Annotated in this window: 15 protein-coding genes and 1 pseudogene; 9 read left to right on the top strand and 7 right to left on the bottom strand. The window is 49.2% G+C overall.

What is annotated here, in order from left to right:
• Nucleotides 1-81: 81 nt before the first annotated feature.
• A complete protein-coding gene (gene dauA, locus J7438_RS07800; protein WP_209276110.1) occupies nt 82-1797 on the top strand; it encodes a C4-dicarboxylic acid transporter DauA in 1716 nt (571 codons plus the stop codon).
• Between the two features lie 125 nt (nt 1798-1922).
• On the opposite strand, the gene J7438_RS07795 is transcribed toward dauA, so the two are convergent.
• A complete protein-coding gene (locus J7438_RS07795) occupies nt 1923-2624 on the bottom strand; it encodes a lipopolysaccharide kinase InaA family protein (protein WP_209276109.1) in 702 nt (233 codons plus the stop codon).
• Nucleotides 2625-2920: 296 nt separating this feature from the next.
• Nucleotides 2921-4720 carry an AMP-dependent synthetase/ligase gene (locus tag J7438_RS07790; RefSeq protein ID WP_286196464.1) on the bottom strand — a complete coding sequence of 600 codons (1800 nt, stop codon included), beginning with the start codon at nt 4718-4720 and terminating at the stop codon, nt 2921-2923.
• 329 nt (nt 4721-5049) lie between these two features.
• Between J7438_RS07790 and J7438_RS07785 the strand changes: the two genes are divergently transcribed.
• Nucleotides 5050-7335, top strand: a complete 2286-nt coding sequence (locus J7438_RS07785; RefSeq protein WP_209276108.1) for a hypothetical protein — start codon at nt 5050-5052, stop codon at nt 7333-7335.
• 5 nt (nt 7336-7340) lie between these two features.
• On the opposite strand, the pseudogene J7438_RS07780 reads toward J7438_RS07785, so the two are convergent.
• Nucleotides 7341-7532: pseudogene (locus J7438_RS07780) on the bottom strand (potassium transporter TrkH); the annotation flags it as partial.
• A 79-nt stretch (nt 7533-7611) separates the two neighbouring features.
• Here J7438_RS07780 and J7438_RS07775 point away from each other — a divergent pair.
• Nucleotides 7612-7836, top strand: a complete 225-nt coding sequence (locus J7438_RS07775; RefSeq protein WP_209201457.1) for a hypothetical protein — start codon at nt 7612-7614, stop codon at nt 7834-7836.
• Here the strand turns inward: J7438_RS07775 and J7438_RS07770 are convergent.
• The gene (locus J7438_RS07770) at nt 7801-8037 is read right to left on the bottom strand and encodes an AMP-binding protein (protein WP_286196463.1); all 237 of its coding nucleotides are present in this window, start codon (nt 8035-8037) and stop codon (nt 7801-7803) included. The genes J7438_RS07775 and J7438_RS07770 overlap by 36 nt on opposite strands.
• 1037 nt (nt 8038-9074) lie before the next feature.
• Here J7438_RS07770 and J7438_RS07765 point away from each other — a divergent pair.
• Nucleotides 9075-10592, top strand: a complete 1518-nt coding sequence (locus tag J7438_RS07765) for a hypothetical protein (protein WP_209276106.1) — start codon at nt 9075-9077, stop codon at nt 10590-10592.
• Nucleotides 10593-10597: 5 nt separating this feature from the next.
• Here the strand turns inward: J7438_RS07765 and J7438_RS07760 are convergent, their stop codons facing one another.
• Complete coding sequence (locus J7438_RS07760) at nt 10598-12040, bottom strand: TrkH family potassium uptake protein (protein ID WP_209201460.1); 1443 nt, start codon at nt 12038-12040, stop codon at nt 10598-10600.
• A 118-nt stretch (nt 12041-12158) separates the two neighbouring features.
• Entirely contained in the window at nt 12159-13136 is a 978-nt protein-coding gene (gene acuI / locus J7438_RS07755; RefSeq protein ID WP_209201461.1) for an acrylyl-CoA reductase (NADPH), read from the bottom strand.
• Nucleotides 13137-13352: 216 nt separating this feature from the next.
• Here acuI and J7438_RS07750 point away from each other — a divergent pair, with 216 nt between their 5' ends.
• The gene (locus J7438_RS07750) at nt 13353-14756 is read left to right on the top strand and encodes an NAD(P)-binding domain-containing protein (protein WP_209276105.1); all 1404 of its coding nucleotides are present in this window, start codon (nt 13353-13355) and stop codon (nt 14754-14756) included.
• 55 nt (nt 14757-14811) lie between these two features.
• Here the strand turns inward: J7438_RS07750 and J7438_RS07745 are convergent, their stop codons facing one another.
• Nucleotides 14812-16542 (bottom strand): ankyrin repeat domain-containing protein, encoded by a 1731-nt coding sequence (locus tag J7438_RS07745; protein ID WP_209276104.1) that lies wholly within the window; start codon nt 16540-16542, stop codon nt 14812-14814.
• 421 nt (nt 16543-16963) lie between these two features.
• Between J7438_RS07745 and leuC the strand changes: the two genes are divergently transcribed.
• The 4 genes from leuC to asd all read left to right on the top strand — a co-directional run bounded on the left by leuC (nt 16964) and on the right by asd (nt 21369).
• On the top strand, nt 16964-18421 hold the full coding sequence (gene leuC / locus J7438_RS07740; protein WP_209276103.1) for a 3-isopropylmalate dehydratase large subunit: 1458 nt from the start codon (nt 16964-16966) through the stop codon (nt 18419-18421).
• A gap of 12 nt (nt 18422-18433) precedes the next feature.
• On the top strand, nt 18434-19078 hold the full coding sequence (leuD, locus tag J7438_RS07735; RefSeq protein ID WP_209276102.1) for a 3-isopropylmalate dehydratase small subunit: 645 nt from the start codon (nt 18434-18436) through the stop codon (nt 19076-19078).
• Between the two features lie 18 nt (nt 19079-19096).
• Nucleotides 19097-20179, top strand: coding sequence for a 3-isopropylmalate dehydrogenase (leuB, locus tag J7438_RS07730; protein WP_209276101.1), 1083 nt, complete (start codon nt 19097-19099; stop codon nt 20177-20179).
• Nucleotides 20180-20247: 68 nt separating this feature from the next.
• On the top strand, nt 20248-21369 hold the full coding sequence (gene asd, locus J7438_RS07725; RefSeq protein ID WP_209276100.1) for an aspartate-semialdehyde dehydrogenase: 1122 nt from the start codon (nt 20248-20250) through the stop codon (nt 21367-21369).
• The last annotated feature ends 112 nt before the right edge of the window (nt 21370-21481 follow it).

Below are 21481 nucleotides of genomic sequence, written 5' to 3'. Positions count from 1 at the left end.
TAATACGCATAGCCGCTGTCCGGATTTAGGCATATTATACTGCGCCTTTCTTCTTCCTCTTCTCTTGAACAGGCCATTACCGTGCCACATCGAGCCCATTTATTGTCACTGAAGCTCTGCCATGCCCTGAGTCAGGCCTGCATTGCCGATAAGTACACTGGCAAACATTTTGCCAGCGACCTGCTGGCGGGACTAACCGTCGGAATTATTGCCATCCCATTATCCATGGCGCTGGCCATTGCCAGTGGTGTTGCGCCGCAGTACGGTCTTTATACGGCGATCATCAGCGGATTTATTATCGCCTTGCTGGGTGGGTCCCGTTACAGCATATCCGGCCCCACCGCCGCCTTTGTGGTGCTGTTATTTCCTATTGCAGAAAAATTCGGTCTTGCTGGCTTGCTGCTGGCAACGGTTATGTCAGGCGTCATTCTGGTGCTGATGGCTCTAATGCGCCTTGGACGTCTGATTCAGTATATACCGGAGTCGATCACACTGGGATTTACCGCTGGTATTGGTGCTGTGATTGCCACACTGCAGCTGAAAGATTTCTTTGGTATGACCATCAGCGCCATGCCTGAGCACTATTGGGAAAAAGTAACAGCTCTGGTCAATGGAGTGGGCAGCACCCATTGGCCAAGCCTGCTGATTGCCATCGTAACACTGGCCGTTATGTTGTTGTGGCCCCGGTTAAGGTTGCCCATTCCCGCTCATTTACCGGCGGTGATTACTGGCAGTCTACTCGCTCTGATCATTGGCCATTATGGTTTCGATGTTGAAACGATTGGTAGCCGGTTCCAGTACCTGCTACCTGATGGCTCCATGGGTATGGGGATTCCTCCGGTCCTTCCCGAGTTTGCCTGGCCGTGGATGCAGGCGGGTGTCGATGGTCAGCCATCCGGTATCAGCTGGTCACTGGTTCAGGCCCTGCTTCCTTCCGCTTTTGCCATTGCCATGCTCGGGGCTATCGAATCGCTGTTGTGTGCCGTCGTGCTGGATGGCATGACGGGTAAACGACACAGTGCAAACAGTGAGCTGTTAGGGCAGGGTATTGGCAACATGGTTGCGCCATTCTTTGGTGGGATTCCAGCCACTGCCGCCATCGCCCGGTCAGCTGCCAACGTCAAGGCCGGGGCACAGAGCCCGGTAGCAGGGATGGTTCATGCCCTGGTTGTGCTGCTGGCGCTGGTAGCACTGACCGGTATTCTTGCCTGTATTCCCATGTCTGCGATGGCTGCTTTGCTGCTGGTGGTTGCCTGGAACATGAGCGAAGCACCTAAAGCGGTGCACCTGTTGAAAACGGCTCCGCGCAGTGATGTGCTGGTTTTTCTGGTCTGCTTTTTCCTGACGGTTGTCTTTGATATGGTCATTGCCATCAGCGTTGGTGTGGTACTGGCCGCATTGCTGTTTATGAAAGAAGTCGCTGAGATGATCCAGGTCAGGGATATCACCAGGGATAAACGCTATGTAGATACGCCAGTAACGCCAACGACGGCCGTCCTTCGCATTGAGGGGCCGCTGTTTTTTGCCGCTGCTGATCACGTATTTGGAGAGATCAGTCGTTTAAGCCAGGATAAACATACGATTATCTTACAGATGGAAAATGTCTATCTGCTGGATGCTGGCGGTCTCTCGGCCCTCACGCGATTGATTGAACAGTGCAGGAAGCACCAAACCCGGCTATTGATCAGTGAATTACAGTTCCAGCCATTAAAAAACCTGGTCCGGGCCGGTGTTGAGCCTGTAGAAGGCGTAGTGAAATTTTATCATTCATTGAATGATGCTTTGCTGGACGTGTGAGTCGGTCAGTATAAATAATAATGTTATGCGATGTTTGACTGTTAAATTGACCTGATGGGGCATGGCTGTCTTTTCTGTCTGCTATTAAAACAGTGGGCCAGCCATGCCAGTTGAAGGGTTTATCCCTACTGTCTTTGGTATGCACTCATGATGATCGCTTCCATATCATCATTAAACTTCCTGAACTCTCTCCTTGTACGACGAAAGCCATCTCTAAGCGAGCGCTGGGCCCTGCTTTTCGTACGCATACGTGGATATGGGTTACGGATTTCCCGGTCAATCATAACCAGCTCACATCTTTTCACATCACGAATAATCACATCTTTCACTCGCAATGGTGCAAAGAAACCCTGTTGGTGAAGTCTGGCAATCAATGTGCCATAAGCTGTAAGAAGGTCATGAGTCATTTTTTCGTCCTCAGTATCGGTCAGATAACGGTCCAGCTGATAACCGGGAACCTCATCTACAAGAATAAAACCTTCGACAGGAAAACCATTTTTCCGGCGCTCCCCCACCGCCATCACGTCCATGACCTGAAAATCATGGGATTTGAGCTGTTTGATATAAATGGCTTCATTAACAGCAGGGGTGTAAGCTTTGTGCAGCAGCATATTGCTCTCAAGGCACAATCTTTTCGAAACAATAAACTGTCGTTTCAAGTAAGCAACTTGCCCACTCTGTTTGATACGACGACTCTCTCTGGATAGCTCTTTTTCCAGCACATCGCCTATCGGCAACGTCATTGCTTTTTCAAAAGAAGTAATACCCAGTTGCTCCAAGCGTGACCGGTAGCGCTCTTCAATATGAAAATAAGTTCCTGAGAACAACAGTCAGCTTCCTTCTGCCAGTTTCTTGGTATGTACGTTTAGCGCCGGAGTTTAGCAAGCTGCTGTCATAGCAACAACCTTGATTGAACCGTACAGAAAGCACTATACCCGGTTATTGATCAGCGAATTACAATGCCAGCTGTGACGGTGTTGAGCCTGTAGAAGGCGTGGTGAAATTTTATCATTCATTGAGTGATGCGTTGCTCGACGGGTGAGTCGGCCGGTATAAAACAGTGTTTTTGGAATAAAGGCATCCGTTTGGATGCCTTTGTTGTGATATTCACAAGGGATAGTCATCAGGCTTTGCTGGGAGCGTACATGGCCTCAATCTCTTTCTTGAATCGCTTCATAATAATTTTACGACGCAGTTTCAGGGTTGGCGTGATCTCACCCAGCTCGATGGAAAACTCTTTGGGCAGCAGCGTAAATTTCTTCACCTGTTCAAATTTAGCCAGCCCTTGCTGGATTTTATTGACCCGCTCCTGAATCAGTTCCTGAATGCTGCTGTGCTGAATCAGTTCCCTGTGGCTCTGGTATTTCAGATTCAGCGCTTTGGCGTGTTCTTCCAGAGCCTCAAAGGCGGGAACAATCAATGCCGTTACGTAGTTTCTGGCATCGGCAATAATGGCAATCTGTTCGATAAAGTGGTCTTTGGTCAGCGTACCTTCGATGTATTGTGGTGCGATGTATTTACCGTTGGAGGTCTTCATCAACTCCTTGATACGTTCGGTCATACGCAGCGCACCGTTTTCATCAATCAGACCGGCATCGCCGGTGTGCAGCCAGCCGTCCGCAGTAAAGGTTTTTGCGGTTTCTTCCGGCTTTTTGTAATAGCCGCGCATGACGTTGTCGCCTTTAACCTGAATTTCACCTTCTGCGCCGATGCGTACCTGTATGCCCGGTAAAGGAATACCACAGGAACCAAACTCAAATTCAGTGTCACGGAAACAGGTCACGGTTGCCACGGTTTCCGTCATGCCGTAACCCACTTTCACATTAATACCGATGGCATGGAAGAAACGGTTAATGTCGTCATCAAGACGAGCGCCGCCACAGGGCATAAACCGGATGTTACCGCCCAGGCCTGCACGAATTTTGCTGAACACCATTTTGTCGGCGATACGGTTGAGCTTCTCCAGATAAGCAGGCACCTCAACACCTTTGCGGCGGTATTCCATATGGGCGTTGCCAATGGTAACCGCAGTATTAAAAATCATACGACGAATAAAGGGTGCTGTGGCAACTTTCCCGTGAATGGTCGTATAGACTTTTTCAAAGAATCTGGGAACGGCACAAAGCACCGTCGGCTTCACGGTTTTCAGCGCCTCGCTGACCTGATGGGGGTCTTTGAGGTAGACATTGGTAACGCCACGGGCAAGGGCGTAAAAACTCCAGGCGCGCTCAAAAATATGGCTCAGTGGCAGGAAACACAAAGAGGTGTCCAGACTGTCCAGGTGGATGATCTGGTCATGGCCACGGAAGCTGGCTGCCATATTGGCATAGTCCAGCATAACGCCTTTTGGCTCGCCCGTGGTGCCTGAGGTATAGATCAGGGTAAAGAGGTCTTCCATGCAACGGGAATTCAGCCTTTCTTCAAGAATGGCCGGTTCAACACCGTGCTGGATAAAGTCGTCAAAGTAGATAGCCTGCGGGCAGCTGTTAATATCAACCGAGCGGTCAAAGATAACTATGGTCTTTAATGTGGATGACCGGGCCAGTAACTCAAGCGCACTATGGTATTGTGCCTGTTCACCCACAAACAGCAGACTGGCTTTTGTCTCATCCAGAATGTATCTGACCTGCTCGGTGGTGCTGGTGGGGTACAGTGGTACGGTAACCAGTCGTGCCTGAAGGCAGGCCAGGTCGGCTACGGTCCACTGAGGCATATTCTGGGACCAGATGCCCACTTTCGCTTGTACCTGCAGGTTTTGCTTTAACAGTGCGCGGGAAGCCTGGTCAATCTTTTTGCTGAGCTGATGCCAGCTGACTTCCTGCCACTGACGAGCATCCTGATCAGCGCTTTGAGTGATGAAGCGCATGGCGATATGTTCCGGGTTGCGCTGGGCACGATCACGGATCTGGCTGATCAGGTGCATATTCAAGGGGGAGTTCATCGGCACAGAAAGTAATCTCAAAAGCTGGATGAAAATGTAAACAACAAAATGACGGATGCATGATGTTACAGGATGGCTTGGAAGACCAAAATTGATCCAGATCATTTTTGGTGAAATCCGAAGTGGGAAACTGTAACAGTTAGTAATGATTATTGCTGGATGTAAACAAACACCACCATTTTTGTCAAATACGTATAGATTATACCATCACTGAGTCTGAAAAATCTGTTTTTATATGCGTTTATTGGCCATTGCGTTGTACTCAGCAATGCTGATAATGAGCCATTTACCTAATGGTTTAATGAATTACTATGATTCCCTCAGAATATAACTTGTTCCATTCTGAATCTTCATCCTCGGGTGCCGGGATTAACAAGTCTGAAACTCATGACGCGCTTTCAGAAAGCAAACGGGTGCCCGCTCAAACTACTGTGTCTGATAGTCTTTCCAAACGCACTGTAGAACCCAAATTCACCAATAATTACCTTGGTTCTTCAAGTTTCAGTTCGGTTTTGTTTGATGTCAGGTCTCAGGAATATCTTCTCCTTGTAAACGCTATCCGTGTTATGGAAAAAGGTCCAGCTTTTAATGATGATAAACTTGGTCCTGTTTCCAGGAAAAAAATGACAGTGTCTCAGCTGAGAAAAAAGAAGAGTGAATTAAAATCTGAAAATGATAAAAAGTTGAGAGAGCTGGAGCGTCTTACAGAAAAAATATCTTCTGATGTAAATAATCCCGGAAAAAAAATAAGGCAAAAAGATGTTACTTGTATTCTGGAGATATTGTCTGATTTTCACAATCATTATTATTTTATACAATGTATGTTTTTCATTATACATAAAGTGGTAAACGATCATGGTAATGATGGAGATATGTTATTAGTCAATGCTATAAGGCATAAGTGTGGAGAAGTCATTGAGCTGATCTATAAATTTTTACTCAGCAGGAATGATTTTACTATTGTACCAAATTTTCAAAATTTGTATTTGGCTTGGGATACTTATTATACCTTTAATATCGTTGGCTGTTGCCAGAATATAGATGGCAGTCAGCATTGTGCATCATACTTTAACCCTGAGTTACCTGTGAAATTCGCTTTAAAAATTTTTCGGCGATTTCCTGATTTAACTGAACAGGAAAGAGAATTTCTGAACTTGAAGAAAAAGATATCGGGGAATGATGAATTAAAAATTCAGGCTTTACATTTCAGTTTGCTGACAGGAAAAGATGTTAACCTGGAAATGCTGATTTCCTGTGTAAAAAATGGTTGTCAGAGGTTTCAGCATACGGAGTTGATTGATAAGAATAATATTATGGAGTATTTCGGACTGTTGCAGGTTTTACTTTCTGCAACATTTTGCGCTTTAGAAAGATCTGATCAGGATGCTCGCAGATTGCTTTCCTGTTTCGACTGCTTTTCCTTTACAATATCTGCAAGAGTATTGAAACAATATATGCTTGCCAAGTGTGAAGAAAAATCCGGTGCTGTTGATACAGCAAGCCGTATCTACCAGTCTTTGGTCAGTGGGGAAAATCAAGTACCAGTGTTCGAAGAATTGATTGCCTGTTTGGAAAAGTTGGGCGATAACGATGCTGTTGTTCAGGCCTGCATGAGCGCTGCTGATTATTATCGAGACAAAGGTATTAAAAGGCGGGAAGAGTACTATGAGCACAAGGCTGCCAGCTATATGCTGTTCATGGCAAACAAGGATGATATTGATGATATAAAAGGCGTTGATTACTCTACAGGTCAGGGTGGGATTGATGTCAGCTCCGTTCAGCCTGATGTTGAACCACAAGCTAAAGCCGTTGGTAGTAAAAAATACAAAAGTAATAGAAAAAACAAGGCTAAACGGGGGGCAGAAAATCATACAACTTCTCTACATTCTTCCCGACCTGCAGAAAAAACAGAATCGGTTCAATCCTGTGCAACCGCTCGGCCTTGTTCAGCAGGAAAAGTCGAAAAAGACACGGCTCAGGTTATGCTATCTGAGGTTATGGCAACCGATTCTCCAGAGCCCGGAAGCGGGAAGAATGGGCGGGATTACTGGAGAGAACTTAATGAAATGTTTTTGGATTATTATCATCTTCCTCACAAATACCGGGATGCTGTCGAGAGTCTTTCCCGGGAAGCCTGTCAGGTTTTTCCCAAGGATATATGGATTCTTCATTCTGCTGGTTGGGGGTTTCATCTTATTGGTGATGAACAAAAAGCCGCTGAGCTGTTATTGAAAGGTTTGCGTCAGTATCTGGACCGTCATTATCCTGAAGTTAAAAGCTTTATACCGGTTAATATTTATGGCAACGTCGAAACTGGTCTGGATAGACTTAAGGCCCATCCTGAGATTACCCCTGGCTCACCCGCAGGCCTCAATGTGGCTGCTTATTTAAGTTCTCTGGCGTATGTATATCGGAATCTTAATAAACATTGTGATGAGCAGATGCGCTCTTTGGCTAATTGGTTGAACCCTTCCAGGGATGCCCGCAAAAAAGAAAAACAACGCGTATCTTTCGCGGCAAAGGTGAATGTGATTCCTGCAGAAGTTGACCTGGTTACCAGAAGGTTTATGGCTTTTGGCCATGACTACCAGGAGTAAATCCCTCAGCCCTTCCAGAAAGCAGGCGTAAAAAGCACAATGACGGTAATAACCTCAAGCCTGCCCAGCAGCATGCCGACACTTAATAGCCACTTAGCGGCATCCGGTAGAGAACTTAAGTTCCCTGCCGGGCCAATGACGGCCCCCAGTCCGGGACCCACATTGGCAACCGCTGTTGTGGCTCCGGAAAGACTGGTGATGGTTGACGTGGTATTAAATGAAACCAGGGTGAGTGACTGAGGTGGAATATCCGCCCGTTGAGACCGTGGTCATGGCATGGTTTATGGCCTCAAAGCCGGTCATGCCGCCCGGGAAATAGAGATACGAGCAGAGGGCAGTCATGATCTGGTAGACAATAACGATGTTCTTGGCAATGCTACCCTTAACGGTTTTCAGCGTCTCGCTGACATGATGAGGGTCTTTGAGATAGACATTGGTGGCACCACGGGCAAGCAGATAAAAACTCTAGGAGGTGACTGTCCACTGAGGCATGTTCTGTGACCATATACCTACTTTTGCCTGTACCTGCTGGTTTTGCTGCAACAGTGTGCGGGAAGCCTGGTCAATCTTTTTGCTGAGCTGATGCCAGCTGACTTCCTGCCACTGACGAGCATCCTGATCAGCGCTTTGAGTGATGAAGCGCATGGCGATATGTTCCGGGTTGCGCTGGGCACGATCACGGATCTGGCTGATCAGGTGCATATTCAAGGTGGAGTTCATCGGCACGGAACGTATTCTCAACAGCTGGATGAAATGTAGACAACAAGAAACCAAATGTTACAGGATGGCTTGGAAGACCAAAATTGATCCAGATCATTTTTGGTGAAATTCTGAGCGGGAAAATGTAACGGTTAGTAACGATAATTGCTGGATGTAAACAAACCCCGCCATTATTGTCAGATATACGTAGATTATACCATCATTGAGTCTGCAAAATCTGTTTTTATATGCGTTTATTGGCCACTGCGTTGTGCTCAGCACAGCTGATGGTGAGCCATTACCTAATGGATTAATGAATTATTATGATTCCCTCAGAATATAACTTGTTCCACTGTGAACCTGCATCCTCAGGTGCCGGGATTAACAAGTCTGAAACACATGACACGCTTTTACAAAGCCAACAGGATCCAGCTCACGCTACGGTGACTGATAACCTTTCCAGGCGCACTGTAGAGCCCAAATTCACTAATAATTACCTTGGTTATTCAGGTTTCAGTTCTGCTTTTTTTGATACCGGGTCTCAGGAATACCTTCTACTGGTAAAAGCCATCCGTGTTATGGAGAAAGGACCAGCGTTTAATGATGATAAGCTTGGTCCTGTTTCCAGGAAAAAAATGACCGTTTCCCAACTGAGAAAAAAGAAGAGTGAATTAAAAGCTGAAAATGATAAAAAGTTGATCGAATTGGAGCGTCTTACAGCGCGAATCTTATATGTAATCAATGCCGGAAAAGAAATAAAGCAGCAGGATGTTGCTTGTTTTCTTGAGATATTGTCTGACTTTTACAGTCCTCGATATTTTATGCAATGTATGTTTTTCATTCTACATAAAGTGTTAAGTGATCAGAGTGCTGAAACAAATATGGTATTAACCGAAGTCGTAAAGAATCAGTGTGGAGGAATTATTGAGCTAATCTACAAAATTGTACTTAGCAGGGATGATGTGGGGTTTGTATCAGAGTTTTGGCACGTAGGGTGGGATCTTTATTATGTTTCTAATATTATCGCCTGCTGCGTGAATATGGATGGCAGTGAGCGTTGTGCATCATTCTTTAGCCCTGAGCTGCCTGTGAAGTTGGCATTGAGATGTTTACAGCAAATTCCTGGTGTAACTGAACAGGAAAAACAATTTCTGGAAATAAAAAAGAGACGCGGGGATGATGAATCAGATATTCATACTTTACAATTCAGTTTGCTGGCAGGAAAAGATGTTGACCTGGAAATGCTGATTTCCCGTGTAAAAAATGGTTGTCAGAGATATCAGCAAACGGGTTTGAGTGATAGGAAAAAATTTACCGAGTATCTTGGGCTGTTGCAGTTTTTGTTTTCCGCAACAGTGTGCGCTTTGGAAAGATCCGGGGAGGATGCTCGCAAATTGCTTGACTGTTACAATTGCTTTTCCTATCTACAGCCTTCCGCAGGTGTATTGAAACAATATATGCTGGCCAAGTGCGAAGAAAAATCCGGCGCTATTGATGCAGCAAGCCGAATTTACCAGTCTTTGGTCAGCGGGGAAAGCCAGGTACCCGTATACGAAGAATGGATTACCTGTCTGGAAAAGCTGGGCGATATCGGTGCTATTGTTCAGGGCTGCATAAGTGCTGCTGACTATTATAGAGCCAAAGATATTAAATGGCGGGAGGAGTACTATGAGCACAAGGCTGCCGACTATATGCTGGTCATGGCAAACATGGATGATATTGATGTCAGCTCCATGCAGCCTGATGTTGAACCACAATCTAAAGCCGACAGCAGTAAAAAGCACAAAGTGAATCGAAAAAACAAAGCTAAACGAGGGGGCGAACATCATGCAATTCCTTCCCGTTCTTCCCAACCTGCTGAAAAAACAGAATCTGTTCAATCCTGTCCAGCTGACCGACCTTGCCCGTCAATAAAAGCCAGACAGGACACGGCACATGTTATACCTTCAGAGGCAGAGGCAGAGGCAACCGATTCTTCAGAGCCAGGAAGCATGAAAAGTGGGCGGGATTACTGGCGAGAGTTGAATGCGCTGTTTTTGGATTATTATCACCTTCCTCACCGATACCGGGATACTGTCGAGCGCTTTTCCCGGGAAGCCAGTCAATGTTTCCCAAATGATATATGGGTTCTTCATTCTGCCGGTTGGGGATTTCATCTTATTGGCGATGAAATAAAAGCCGCTGAGCTGCTATTGAAAGGTTTGCGTCACTATCTGGACCGTTACCCTGAAGTCAAAAGTTTTATACCGGTTAATATTTATGGCAATTTTGAATATGGTCTGGATAGACTTAAAACGCATCCTGAGATAACCCCCGGCTCATCCGCAGGACTCAATGTGGCTGCTTATTTAAGCTCTCTGGCGTATGTGTATCGAAATCTTAATAAACATTGTGATGATCAGATGCGCTCTTTGGCTAATTGGTTGAACCCTTCCAGGGATGCCCGCAAAAAAGAAAAACAACGCGTATCTTTCGCGGCAAAGGTGAATGTGATTCCTGCAGAAGTTGACCAGGTTACCAGAAGGTTTATGGCTTTTGGCCATGGTTGTCAGGAGTAAATCCCTCAGCCCTTCCAGAAGGCTGGCGTAAAAAGTACCAGTACGGTAATAACCTCAAGCCTGCCCAGCAGCATGCCGGCACTTAATAGCCACTTGGCGGCATTCGGTAGAGAACTGAAGTTTCCTGCAGGGCCAATGACGGCTCCCAGGCCGGGACCGACATTGGCAACCGCTGTCGTGGCTCCGGAAAGACTGGTGATGGGGTCGAGATCGCAGAGCGACAGTAACAGGCTCATTAATGCGATTAACAGGATGAAGAAGAAACTGAAACCGATTAACGAACGGAGTATGTCACTGCTGATTTGCTGACCGTTATAGGTTTGTACAAAACAGGCCCTGGGATGAACCAGTTGCTTTAACTGAATGTTCAGGAGCTTGCCGCCAATTTGAAACCGGAAAATTTTGATGCCTCCTGCAGTTGACCCTGAACAACCTCCCACCAATAACAGGAAGAAGAAGGTGAGGTTGGCTAGACCACCCCACAGGGTATAGTCACCGTAGGCAAAGCCGGTGGTGGTGATGGTTGACGTGGTATTAAATGAGACCAGGGTGAGTGACTGGGGAAAGGTGTAGTCAGAGTGGCAGCATAACCAGATGCTCAGAACCAGCCAGACTACCAGCAGAAAACCGATAAAGGCCTGTACCTGGGTATCCTGGTAAAAGCAGTTAACGTCACCCCGCATAGAGCGAACAAAGAGAACAAAAGGGAGGCTGGCAAGTATCATGAAAATGGTGCTGGTCCAGATGATAAACGGGTTTTTAAATAACCCCATGGAAGCATCTGAGGTGGAATATCCGCCGGTTGAGACTGTGGTCATGGCATGGTTTATGGCCTCAAAGCCGGTCATACCGCCCAGGAAATAAAGGTACGCGCAGATAGCAGTCATGATCAGATAGACAGTAACGATACCCTTGGCAATGCTGCCTGAACGGGGCATGGCTTTCTCGGACCAGTCAGAAGATTCGCTCTGGAACAACCTCATACCACCCACTTTGAGAAAGGGCAGAACGGCAACCGCCATCACAATAAAACCGATGCCGCCAAACCATTGCAGCAGTGACCGCCAGATCAGCACACTGGGGGGCATCTGATCCAGACCTGTCAATATGGTGGATCCGGTGGTGGTAATACCTGACATGGTTTCAAAAAAGGCATCGGTGAAACTGACGGGAAGTTTGAACCAGAAGGGCAGTGCTGCAAAAGTGCATACTGCCACCCAGCAGAGTGTGGTCAGTACAAACACCTGCCTGGGCTTCATATTGAAGTGTTCTGGTTTGAAATTGATGGTCAGGGCTACGCCGCTGATCAGCGTAATGGCTGCAGCGGCGACAAATTCCCAGATATTCGACTCACCGGTCAACAGATCATAGATGACCGGAATCAGCATAAACTTGGCCAACGCAGTCAGGAACAGGCCAATCACATAGAATACCGGACGGTGTTTCATTGCTTTTCAATGGCATTTACTGAGAAATAAAAAAGTTGGTACGCATCGTTTGGAGGGAAGTCAGATGCTTTTGGGTGATCGCATCTGACTTGAAGAAGTTTAGAAGGTGAGAGCGTTATTACAACTTAATCAGTGTTCTGCCGGTGACTTGTCCATTAGTGATGGCCTCTGCCAGTTCAGGCACGGCATCCAGTGACACTTCTTTGGCCGCGTCGCTGTAGAAAGACTCTGGCAGCAGCTCAGCAATACGGTTCCATGCCTGCATACGTTGTTCAATCGGGCACATGACCGAATCAACACCCAGAAGCTTAACGCCTCTGAGAATAAAAGGCATAACCGTGGTTGGCAGATCAAACCCACCGGCCAGGCCGCAGGCGGCAACCGCCCCCTGGTAATCAACCTGTGCCAGTACCTTGGCCAGAACCTTGCTGCCGACGGTGTCAATGGCACCTGCCCAGAGCTGTTTTTCCAGCGGACGTGCGGGTTCAAGCAATTCTGCACGATCAATCACCCGGTCAGCCCCGATGGACTTTAACCAGTCACTGTTTTCCGGGCGACCGGAAGCGGCAACCACCTGATAACCCAGCTGATCCAGCAGCGTTATGGCAACACTGCCAACACCACCGCTGGCACCGGTGACCAGAATCTCACCTTTCTCAGGGGTAATGCCTGCGTCTTGCAGCGCCATGACACACAGCATGGCCGTCAGGCCGGCAGTACCGATAATCATGGCCTTGCGGCTGTCCAGTCCAGCAGGCATGGAAACCAGGTAGTTAGCAGGCACGCTGGCTTTTTCGGCCATACCACCCCAGTGGTTCTCACCAACACCCCAGCCGGTGAGGATAACGGAATCACCTGGCTGGTACCGGTCATCACTTGAGGAAATGACCTGGCCCGCGTAGTCGATACCCGGAACCATCGGAAAATCACGGATAATTTTTCCCTTCCCGGTGATGGCCAGGCCATCCTTGTAATTCAGTGATGAATAGTCAACAGCAACAATAACATCCCCGGCGGGCAGGGTGGATTCATCCAGCTGTTCTATGGAAGCGACAGTGTTGTTGTCCTGCTGGTTCAGTACTAGCGCCTTGAACATAAACGATAATCTCTAAAAAGGTCAGGGCGTGAACTATACTCCTGCAATTGGCAGGTGGCGAGGATTGATTATTGCTGCTTTTATCCTGATTCAATTGGAAAGGTTATATTTTTTACCCGGGCAGCTATGAATGCATTATTAAGAAGTTCGTTTCCTTGTTTCCCGCCTTCCACTGTTGCTTCTGAGAATAACCATGTCACTGGTCAGAAGGTTCGGGTGAAGGTACTTGTGGTTGGCGCTGGCCCTATCGGCCTTTTTGCCATGCAGCAATTGGAAGGGTTGCAGTTTTACCATAACGAAAGACTGTGTACTGGCAGTAATAAAAATTCATTTCTCGATCGAAAAGTGCTGGTTCATGATATGTCTCCCCAGGGCCATAACCCTAATGACGTTAAAATGCTATCGGGGCAGAAGTTTGCATCCCTCTACGATAAAAAAAAGCACAGCTATGAACGTTGCCTGGAATGGCACTTCGATAGTGGGCAAAAAGTGGACTGGATGATGTGCTCAGACGAACCCGTGGGGGGGAGTTGGAACACCTATCTACCATCACAGCGGACATTGAGCGATTATCGTGAGATGGGATTGCCTGACTATCCCATTGAACAATGTGATGTACGCAAAATTCCCTTGCCACCTCCACCACGGCCTTGCCAGCGGGTGGTGACCGACGGTGAATCTCTGCTCAAGTATTACCAGGACTATGGGAAAAAAATATTGACGGAATCCCGCGCAATTCCGGGGCGAGTGGTCTGTGCAACTCAGGCCGGTTCTGTGTGGCAAAGTGGTCTTTTCTGGGAAGTCATCGTTCGGGGAGCGGCCGGGCAGGAGACCCTGATTCAGTGTGATTATTTAATGCTGGCGATCGGCAAGAAAAAGCCAAACTTGTTAAATATCCCCGGGGAGCGGGATAATCCCCATGTCTCTCATTGGACCCATGAGGCCTGCCGGGCGATGGATAAATTAGCACCGGGCAGTAAAGTTTTAGTGGTTGGCAACAGTTATTCAGCCAGTGATACGATCTATGAGGCTTGGCAAAAAGGCATGAAAGTTATCCATCTGCTGCCTGCCAAAATTAAAGAAGAAGCCGTAAGTGTGAAAAACCAGCCGGGTAAATGGGGAAGACATCCGTTGATCCAGCATCTGAATTATAAAAGATCAAAACCCCATTACTCGGTGGCAGAGGCAATGGCATGCCCTGAAAAATATCAAGACACTTATGAACAGGGATTGAACTGCAGGCTGGCTGGTATTGAAAACCAACGGGTGTGCCATATTGTTCAGGAATTGCCAGGGACGGAGGCACAGCACTTCCACTTAGCATTTGATCATATTGCTCTGTTGATCGGGGTAAAAGTGGATTATTCCTTCTTTTCTGATACTTTAAGGTCTTCTTTGACTAAAAGTAATGGATATCTGGATCTTTGTCCTGAGACGATGGAAAGTAATGCCTGTCAGAATTTATTTTGTATTGGCTTCAGCGCCGGTGAGTCATTTTTAAGCCACTCGTTGGGTCATGCCGTGGCGGCCGTTGAAACCATCAGGAAGAGGGAACAGGATAAAAAGGCGCAAATGATGAAGCGTGATGAGGTGGTTCCCATGGAATGGGATTATGGATGATCCGTCAACAAGAAAACGACGGAGACTTTCGATGAGCATCAACATTTTTGGGCGGTCACTGAACAGTGCAAACCCACCGTTGCCTCGCCGCATCAGTCAGCAGCTGCTGACAATGGATATTGCCATGTTTTATGGCCACTTGCAGGGGGGGATCGCCACAATTATCGGCCATATTAAGATCCGCGCCCTGGTCAATCAGTAGCTGCAGGTTCCCGGTATGGCCACTCTGGGCGGCCAGGTGCAGTGGTGTACTGCCAAACTTATCGGACGCATTGAGATTCGACCCCTGGTCCAACAGTAGTTGCAGGACTTGCGTATTGCCAAGCCAGGCAGCCAGGTGCAGCGCGGTCTTGCCAGTCTTATCGGTTACATTGATATCTTTTACCTTGTCCATGTCCATCAGCAGTTGCACGATCCCGGTATGGCCTCGCCAGGCGGCCAGGTGCAGCGCTGTCCTGCCAGACGCATCGGTTGTATTGAGCTTCCCACCTAAGGCCATCAGCATTTTCAAGACCTCTGTACGCCCCCACCAGGCGGCCAGGTGCAGAGGTGTTTTGCCGGATTTGTCAGTGGCCCAGAGTTTCGCCCCGCAGAGTATCAGCAGCTTCACGTTATCAATATGGCCTTGTTTAGTGGCGAGATGCAGCGGCGTCATCCCATTCTTATCGATACTGTGGATATCCGCATGGTGAGAGATTAACAGTTGCACCACCTCGAGACGCCACCATTCAGCGGCCCGGTGTAATGGGGTTTGGCCTGATTCATCTTTGCTGTGCAGATCCGCCCCATGCTCTATCAGGTACTGTACCTTCTCCATATTTCCCATGGCAGCGCTGTAAACGACGGCATGGTGCAGGGGCGTGCATAGGGACTCATTAACGGCATTCACGTTCGCCTGGTGGGTGATCAGCAGCTGCATGCAATCTATGCTGCCCTCCGGGTGGCTCAGGGCAGAGTGGTGCAGAGGCGTCTTGCCGGACTTGTCAGCGGCATTGATGGCCACCCTGTTATCCTGCAGAAGCTGCCGCAGGTTAAAGATGTGGCTTTTTTTCGCAGCCAGGTGCAGAGGGGTGAGACCCTCATCGTCGGCAACCGTCGGGTCTGCACCGTAATCCAACAGCAGTTCCAGAAACTCACCATTATTATTTTCGACGGCCAGATACAGGGGGGTAGAGCCGGTATTGTCCCTGCAATCAAGTTCCGGCCCATGCTTCAGCAACGCCCTCAGGCACTGGTCATGGCCTCCGGCAGTGGCCAGGTGCAGGGCCGTATTGCCCCGGTGATCGGCGGCATTGATATCGGCAGAATACTTGAGCAGAAGCTGCGTGAGTTCCGCCTGGCCTGCCTTGACAGCAACCTGTAACAGCCGAACACCCTGACCGGTCACGGCTTCACGAAAATCTTGTCGGGCAATGCCGGGTTCCTGCGCCAATAGTGTCTTGAACGTGTCCATATCCCCACGGCAAGCTTGTCGGCAGGCACAAAGTGCCAGAGGTTCGCAATAGGGTGAGGTTTCAATTTTCCGGGCCCCGGCCAGACGCTCCAACGGCACTGCCGGTTTCAAGAAGGGTGGACATTGACAACAGTTTCGTTCTGCAATTTCATGTTCATGGCCCGGCCTGCATTCCAGGATTTCAGCAATGCACCCCAGGTGAACGGTGCGCCCGCAGCAATTAGTCCTGACCAGAGAGCGCCCGTCGAAATCACCGGTTGCTGAAGCATCGATGGCGTCTGCAGGACCGGTTTGCTGCGAGCAGTACAGGGAGCATGGGCCGATAGTATTCATAGTGGTGTTTCCTGACTTTTCAGTTACCAGCACACTAAGGCATTAATGTTCACGTTATTCTCAGCCAGCCTATTCTAGGCATAAAACCGTCAACCTGTTCGCAAAAGCAGTAAAACTCTTTAATTAGGATGCTTCTGAATCAGCAATCTGGGTGTCCTTTGATTCCAGAAAGTTATCAAAACCAGAAAAAAGATGAATTTGAGTAATTTTCTATGAGCGACTAGGATAGGCATTTTTAGGGATAAGCTGAAATTCTTGATAAAAATACCAGGGTTTGTTGACGTATCGTTGCGGACCTATCGGGAAGCGCAGTCTGGTTCACATAAAAGTGTCATGTGCGCGAAAGAAATCGTAATAAAACTGCACATAAATCAAACAAAAACAGTCTTTTTCTGTTTACTGCAGCAATGAGGGTGGTTCAATGGCTGGCCAGGCTTTCGATGTGAAAAGCAGGGGTAAAACGCTTTATGACAAGTTGTGGGATGCCCACCTTGTGCTTCAGCGTGACGATGGTTCCGCGTTGATTTATATCGACCGGCAGCTGCTCCATGAGGTGACATCACCACAGGCTTTTGAGGGGCTGAAGCTGGCTGGTCGCCAGCCATGGCGGCTGGATGCCAACCTCGCTACACCAGACCACAATGTACCCACTACGTTGAATGAGCGGCAGCACGGTATTGAAGGGATTGCCGATCCGGTGTCGAAAATCCAGGTCAAGACGCTGGATGACAACTGTGATCATTTTGGCATCACCCAGTTTGATATGCAGGATCAACGCCAGGGCATTGTCCATGTGGTTGGCCCGGAACAGGGCGCGACTCTGCCCGGCATGACCGTTGTCTGCGGGGACTCGCACACCTCAACACACGGCGCTTTTGGTGCACTGGCCCACGGTATCGGAACCTCGGAAGTTGAGCATGTGCTGGCGACCCAGTGTCTTGTGGCCAAGAAGATGAAGAACATGCTGGTTCGGGTTGATGGTTCCCTGGGCACCGGAGTCACTCCTAAAGATGTGATCCTTGCCATTATCGGCCGTATCGGTACAGCCGGTGGTACCGGCTTTGCCATCGAGTTTGGGGGCGACGTTATTCGTAATATGACCATGGAAGGGCGTATGACGCTCTGTAATATGGCCATTGAAGCCGGAGCCCGGGCAGGCATGGTGGCGGTTGACCAGACCACCATTGACTATGTGCAGGGCAGGCCGTTTGCTCCGGTGGGAGAACAGTGGCAGCAGGCCGTCAAGGTTTGGGAAACCCTTCATTCAGACAGTGATGCGGTGTTTGATCAAATCGTTGTGCTCAATGGCGATGAGATAAAGCCACAGGTCAGCTGGGGAACCTCCCCGGAGATGGTGTTGCCGGTGGATGCCCGGGTGCCTTTCCCGGAGGATGCTCCGGATGAAACCCGTAAAGAGGGCTACGCCCGTGCCCTGGAGTATATGGGATTAACCGCTGGCCAGAAGATTACCGACATTCCTGTTGATCGGGTGTTTATCGGTTCCTGTACCAATTCGCGCATTGAGGACTTGCGTGAGGCGGCAGCTGTCGTAAAGGGCAGGCGAGTGGCTGACACGGTTAAAGAGGCTCTTGTGGTACCGGGCTCTGGTCTGGTAAAGGCCCAGGCTGAAGCAGAAGGGCTGGATAAGGTGTTTCTGGCTGCTGGCCTTGAGTGGCGTGAGCCGGGGTGTTCCATGTGTCTGGCCATGAATGCCGACAAACTGGGGCAGGGCGAGCACTGTGCATCCACCTCTAACCGGAATTTTGAAGGTCGTCAGGGCTTTGGCGGGCGAACCCATCTGGTTAGTCCGGCCATGGCAGCTGCGGCGGCCATTGCGGGCCATTTTGTCGATGTCCGTCATCAGACATCCGTAGTGTAAAAGGGGAGAATCATGCAGGCTTTTACCGTTCATCAGGGTTTAGTGGCTCCCCTGGATCGTGCCAATGTGGATACGGACATGATCATTCCCAAGCAGTTTCTCAAGTCCATCAAACGCACCGGCTTTGGTGTCAATCTGTTTGATGAACTCCGCTATCAGGACGAAGGCTATCCGGGGCAGGATTGCACCAAACGTCCACTGAATCGGGAGTTTGTCCTGAATCAGCCCCGTTACCAGGGCGTGTCCATCCTGCTGGCCAGGCAGAATTTTGGCTGTGGTTCCAGCCGGGAACACGCCCCCTGGGCCCTGGATGATTTTGGGTTCCGCTGCGTTATTGCGCCGAGCTTTGCGGATATCTTTTATAACAATTGCTTTAAAAACGGTATTCTCCCCATCACTCTGTCGGACGAGGTGGTAGAGCAGCTGTTCAATGAAGTGGCAGCGAATGAAGGGTATCAGCTGACGGTGGATCTCCAGCGCGAAGTGGTGGTTAAGCCTGATGGTGCAGAGTTGCCATTCAGTATTGATGCATTTCGCCGTCACTGCCTGGTCAACGGTCTGGATGATATTGGTCTGACCCTGCAGAATGCGGATCAGATCCGCAATTTCGAACAGCGTTACAAGGCAGATAACCCCTGGTTGTTTGCCAGTAAATAATTATAAGCGGAGCTTTTCATGAGCAAGCAGATTTTATGTCTTCCCGGTGATGGCATTGGCCCGGAAATTATGGCTGAGGCCCTTAAAGTACTGGATGCGGCCAAACTGCGTTTTGGGCTCGATATTGAAGTCAGTCATGGTCTGGTTGGCGGTGCGGCCATTGATCAATATGGTGTTCCGCTGAACGATGAAACCCTGGCGCTGGCCAGGCACGCCGATGCGATTCTGTTCGGTGCGGTGGGTGGTCCGAAGTGGGATGATCAACCCATGGCGAACCGTCCAGAAAAAGGGCTGTTGCAACTACGCTCTGAACTGGACCTGTTTGCCAACCTTCGTCCGGCCATGCTTTTCCCGCAACTGGCCGAAGCTTCCAGTTTGAAGCCTGAGCTGGTGGCTGGTCTGGATATTCTCATTGTGCGGGAGCTGACCGGGGGCATCTATTTTGGTGAGCCCCGTGGCGTTCGTACTCTGGAAAATGGCGAACGGGAAGGTTATAACACCTACGTCTATCGGGAGTCTGAAATCCGTCGTATCGCCAGGGTGGCTTTTGAGGCAGCCAGAAAGCGGAGTGGACGACTCTGTTCGGTGGATAAGTCCAACGTGCTTGAAGTGACCGGTCTCTGGCGGGAGGTGGTTATTGCCGAGTCTGCCGGTTACAACGATGTTGAGCTGAGCCATATGTACGTTGATAATGCCGCCATGCAGCTGGTTCGGGCTCCGAAACAGTTTGATGTGATGGTGACCGGTAATATGTTTGGCGACATCCTCAGCGACTGTGCAGCGATGTTGACGGGCTCGATTGGTATGTTGCCATCAGCCTCCCTGAACGAAAAGAACCAGGGGATGTATGAGCCTGTGCATGGTTCGGCACCGGATATCGCCGGGGAGAACAAGGCGAACCCTCTGGCGCAGATTTTGTCCCTGGCGATGTTGCTTCGCTATTCATTGGCCGAAGCTGCCGCAGCGGATGCCATTGAAAAAGCGGTCAGCGGTGTTCTGGATAAAGGCTATCGTACCGGGGATATCGCCTCTGAAGGTTGTCAGTTGGTGGGCACCGCTGCAATGGGTGATGCGGTTGTTGACTGTTTGTTAAATGCATAACAAATATATAATGTTGGCGGCTTCTGTTGTCTGTTTTAGCAGGGGCCGTTTTTTCGGGGGAGCGCAGTATGAAAAAAGTAGGTTTTGTTGGCTGGCGAGGCATGGTGGGCTCCGTATTAATGGAGCGTATGCAGGAAGAAAACGACTTTGCCCGTTTACAGGGCAAGGGTGTCGAGCCGGTCTTCTTCACCACCTCACAACTGGGTCAGCCCGGACCCGATGTTGGCGTGCCCGTGGGCGACCTTCAGAATGCCCATGATATAGACGCTCTCAGAGAAATGGACGTTATTATTTCCTGCCAGGGTGGCGATTATACCGGCAAAGTCTTTCAGCCATTGCGTGACAATGGCTGGCAGGGATACTGGATTGATGCCGCTTCCTCCCTGCGGATGAACGACGATGCTGTGATTATTCTTGATCCCGTCAACCGTGCTGTGATTGACCGTGCGCTGAATGATGGTGTCAAAAATTTTATCGGTGGTAACTGCACGGTTTCCCTGATGTTGATGGCCATTGGTGGGCTCTTTCAGCACGATGCCGTGGAGTGGGTCAGTGCCATGACCTATCAGGCAGCCAGTGGGGCCGGTGCCAGAAACATGCGTGAGCTGATCAGCCAGATGGGCTCTATCCAGAGCAATGTTGCTGCCGAGCTGGCTGACCCGGCCAGTGCCATTCTGGATATTGATCGTAAGACCTCTTCCTTATTGAGAAGTGCTGATCTTCCGCAAAGTGAGTTTGGTGTGCCACTGGCAGGCAGCCTGATTCCTTACATTGACAAAGAGCTGGATAATGGCCAGAGCCGCGAAGAGTGGAAGGCTCAGTCCGAGACCAATAAGATTCTCGGGCATCAGGCTTCTCCGGTTCCTGTGGATGGTATCTGCGTTCGCATTGGTGCCATGCGTTGTCACAGTCAGGCATTGACCATCAAACTGCGTAACGATATTCCCATGGCGGATATTGAGGCGATGATTGCCGGTGCCAATGACTGGGTATCCGTGGTTCCAAACCACCGGGAAGAGACCATGCATCAGTTGACACCCGCAGCGGTCACCGGCCGTCTGGATATTCCGGTTGGCCGCCTGCGCAAATTGAATATGGGACCTGACTATCTGACGGCATTTACTGTGGGTGACCAGCTGTTGTGGGGAGCGGCAGAGCCACTGCGTCGTATGTTGACCATATTGCTCTGAGTGTCTGCTCCTGCATTGAAATAGAGTTCCATAGACTACAGAGATTTCACACTAAGGTGAAAGACATGAAGCATTCCCGTTACTTCGTGTCTTGCTGCCTCTGTATAAATAA

This window comes from Thalassotalea sp. G20_0, from assembly GCF_017744175.1.
Classification (GTDB): Bacteria; Pseudomonadota; Gammaproteobacteria; order Pseudomonadales; family Endozoicomonadaceae; genus Endozoicomonas.
The sequence above is the reverse complement of the archived record's forward strand: the minus strand, read 5'-3'. Positions and strand labels throughout refer to the sequence as shown.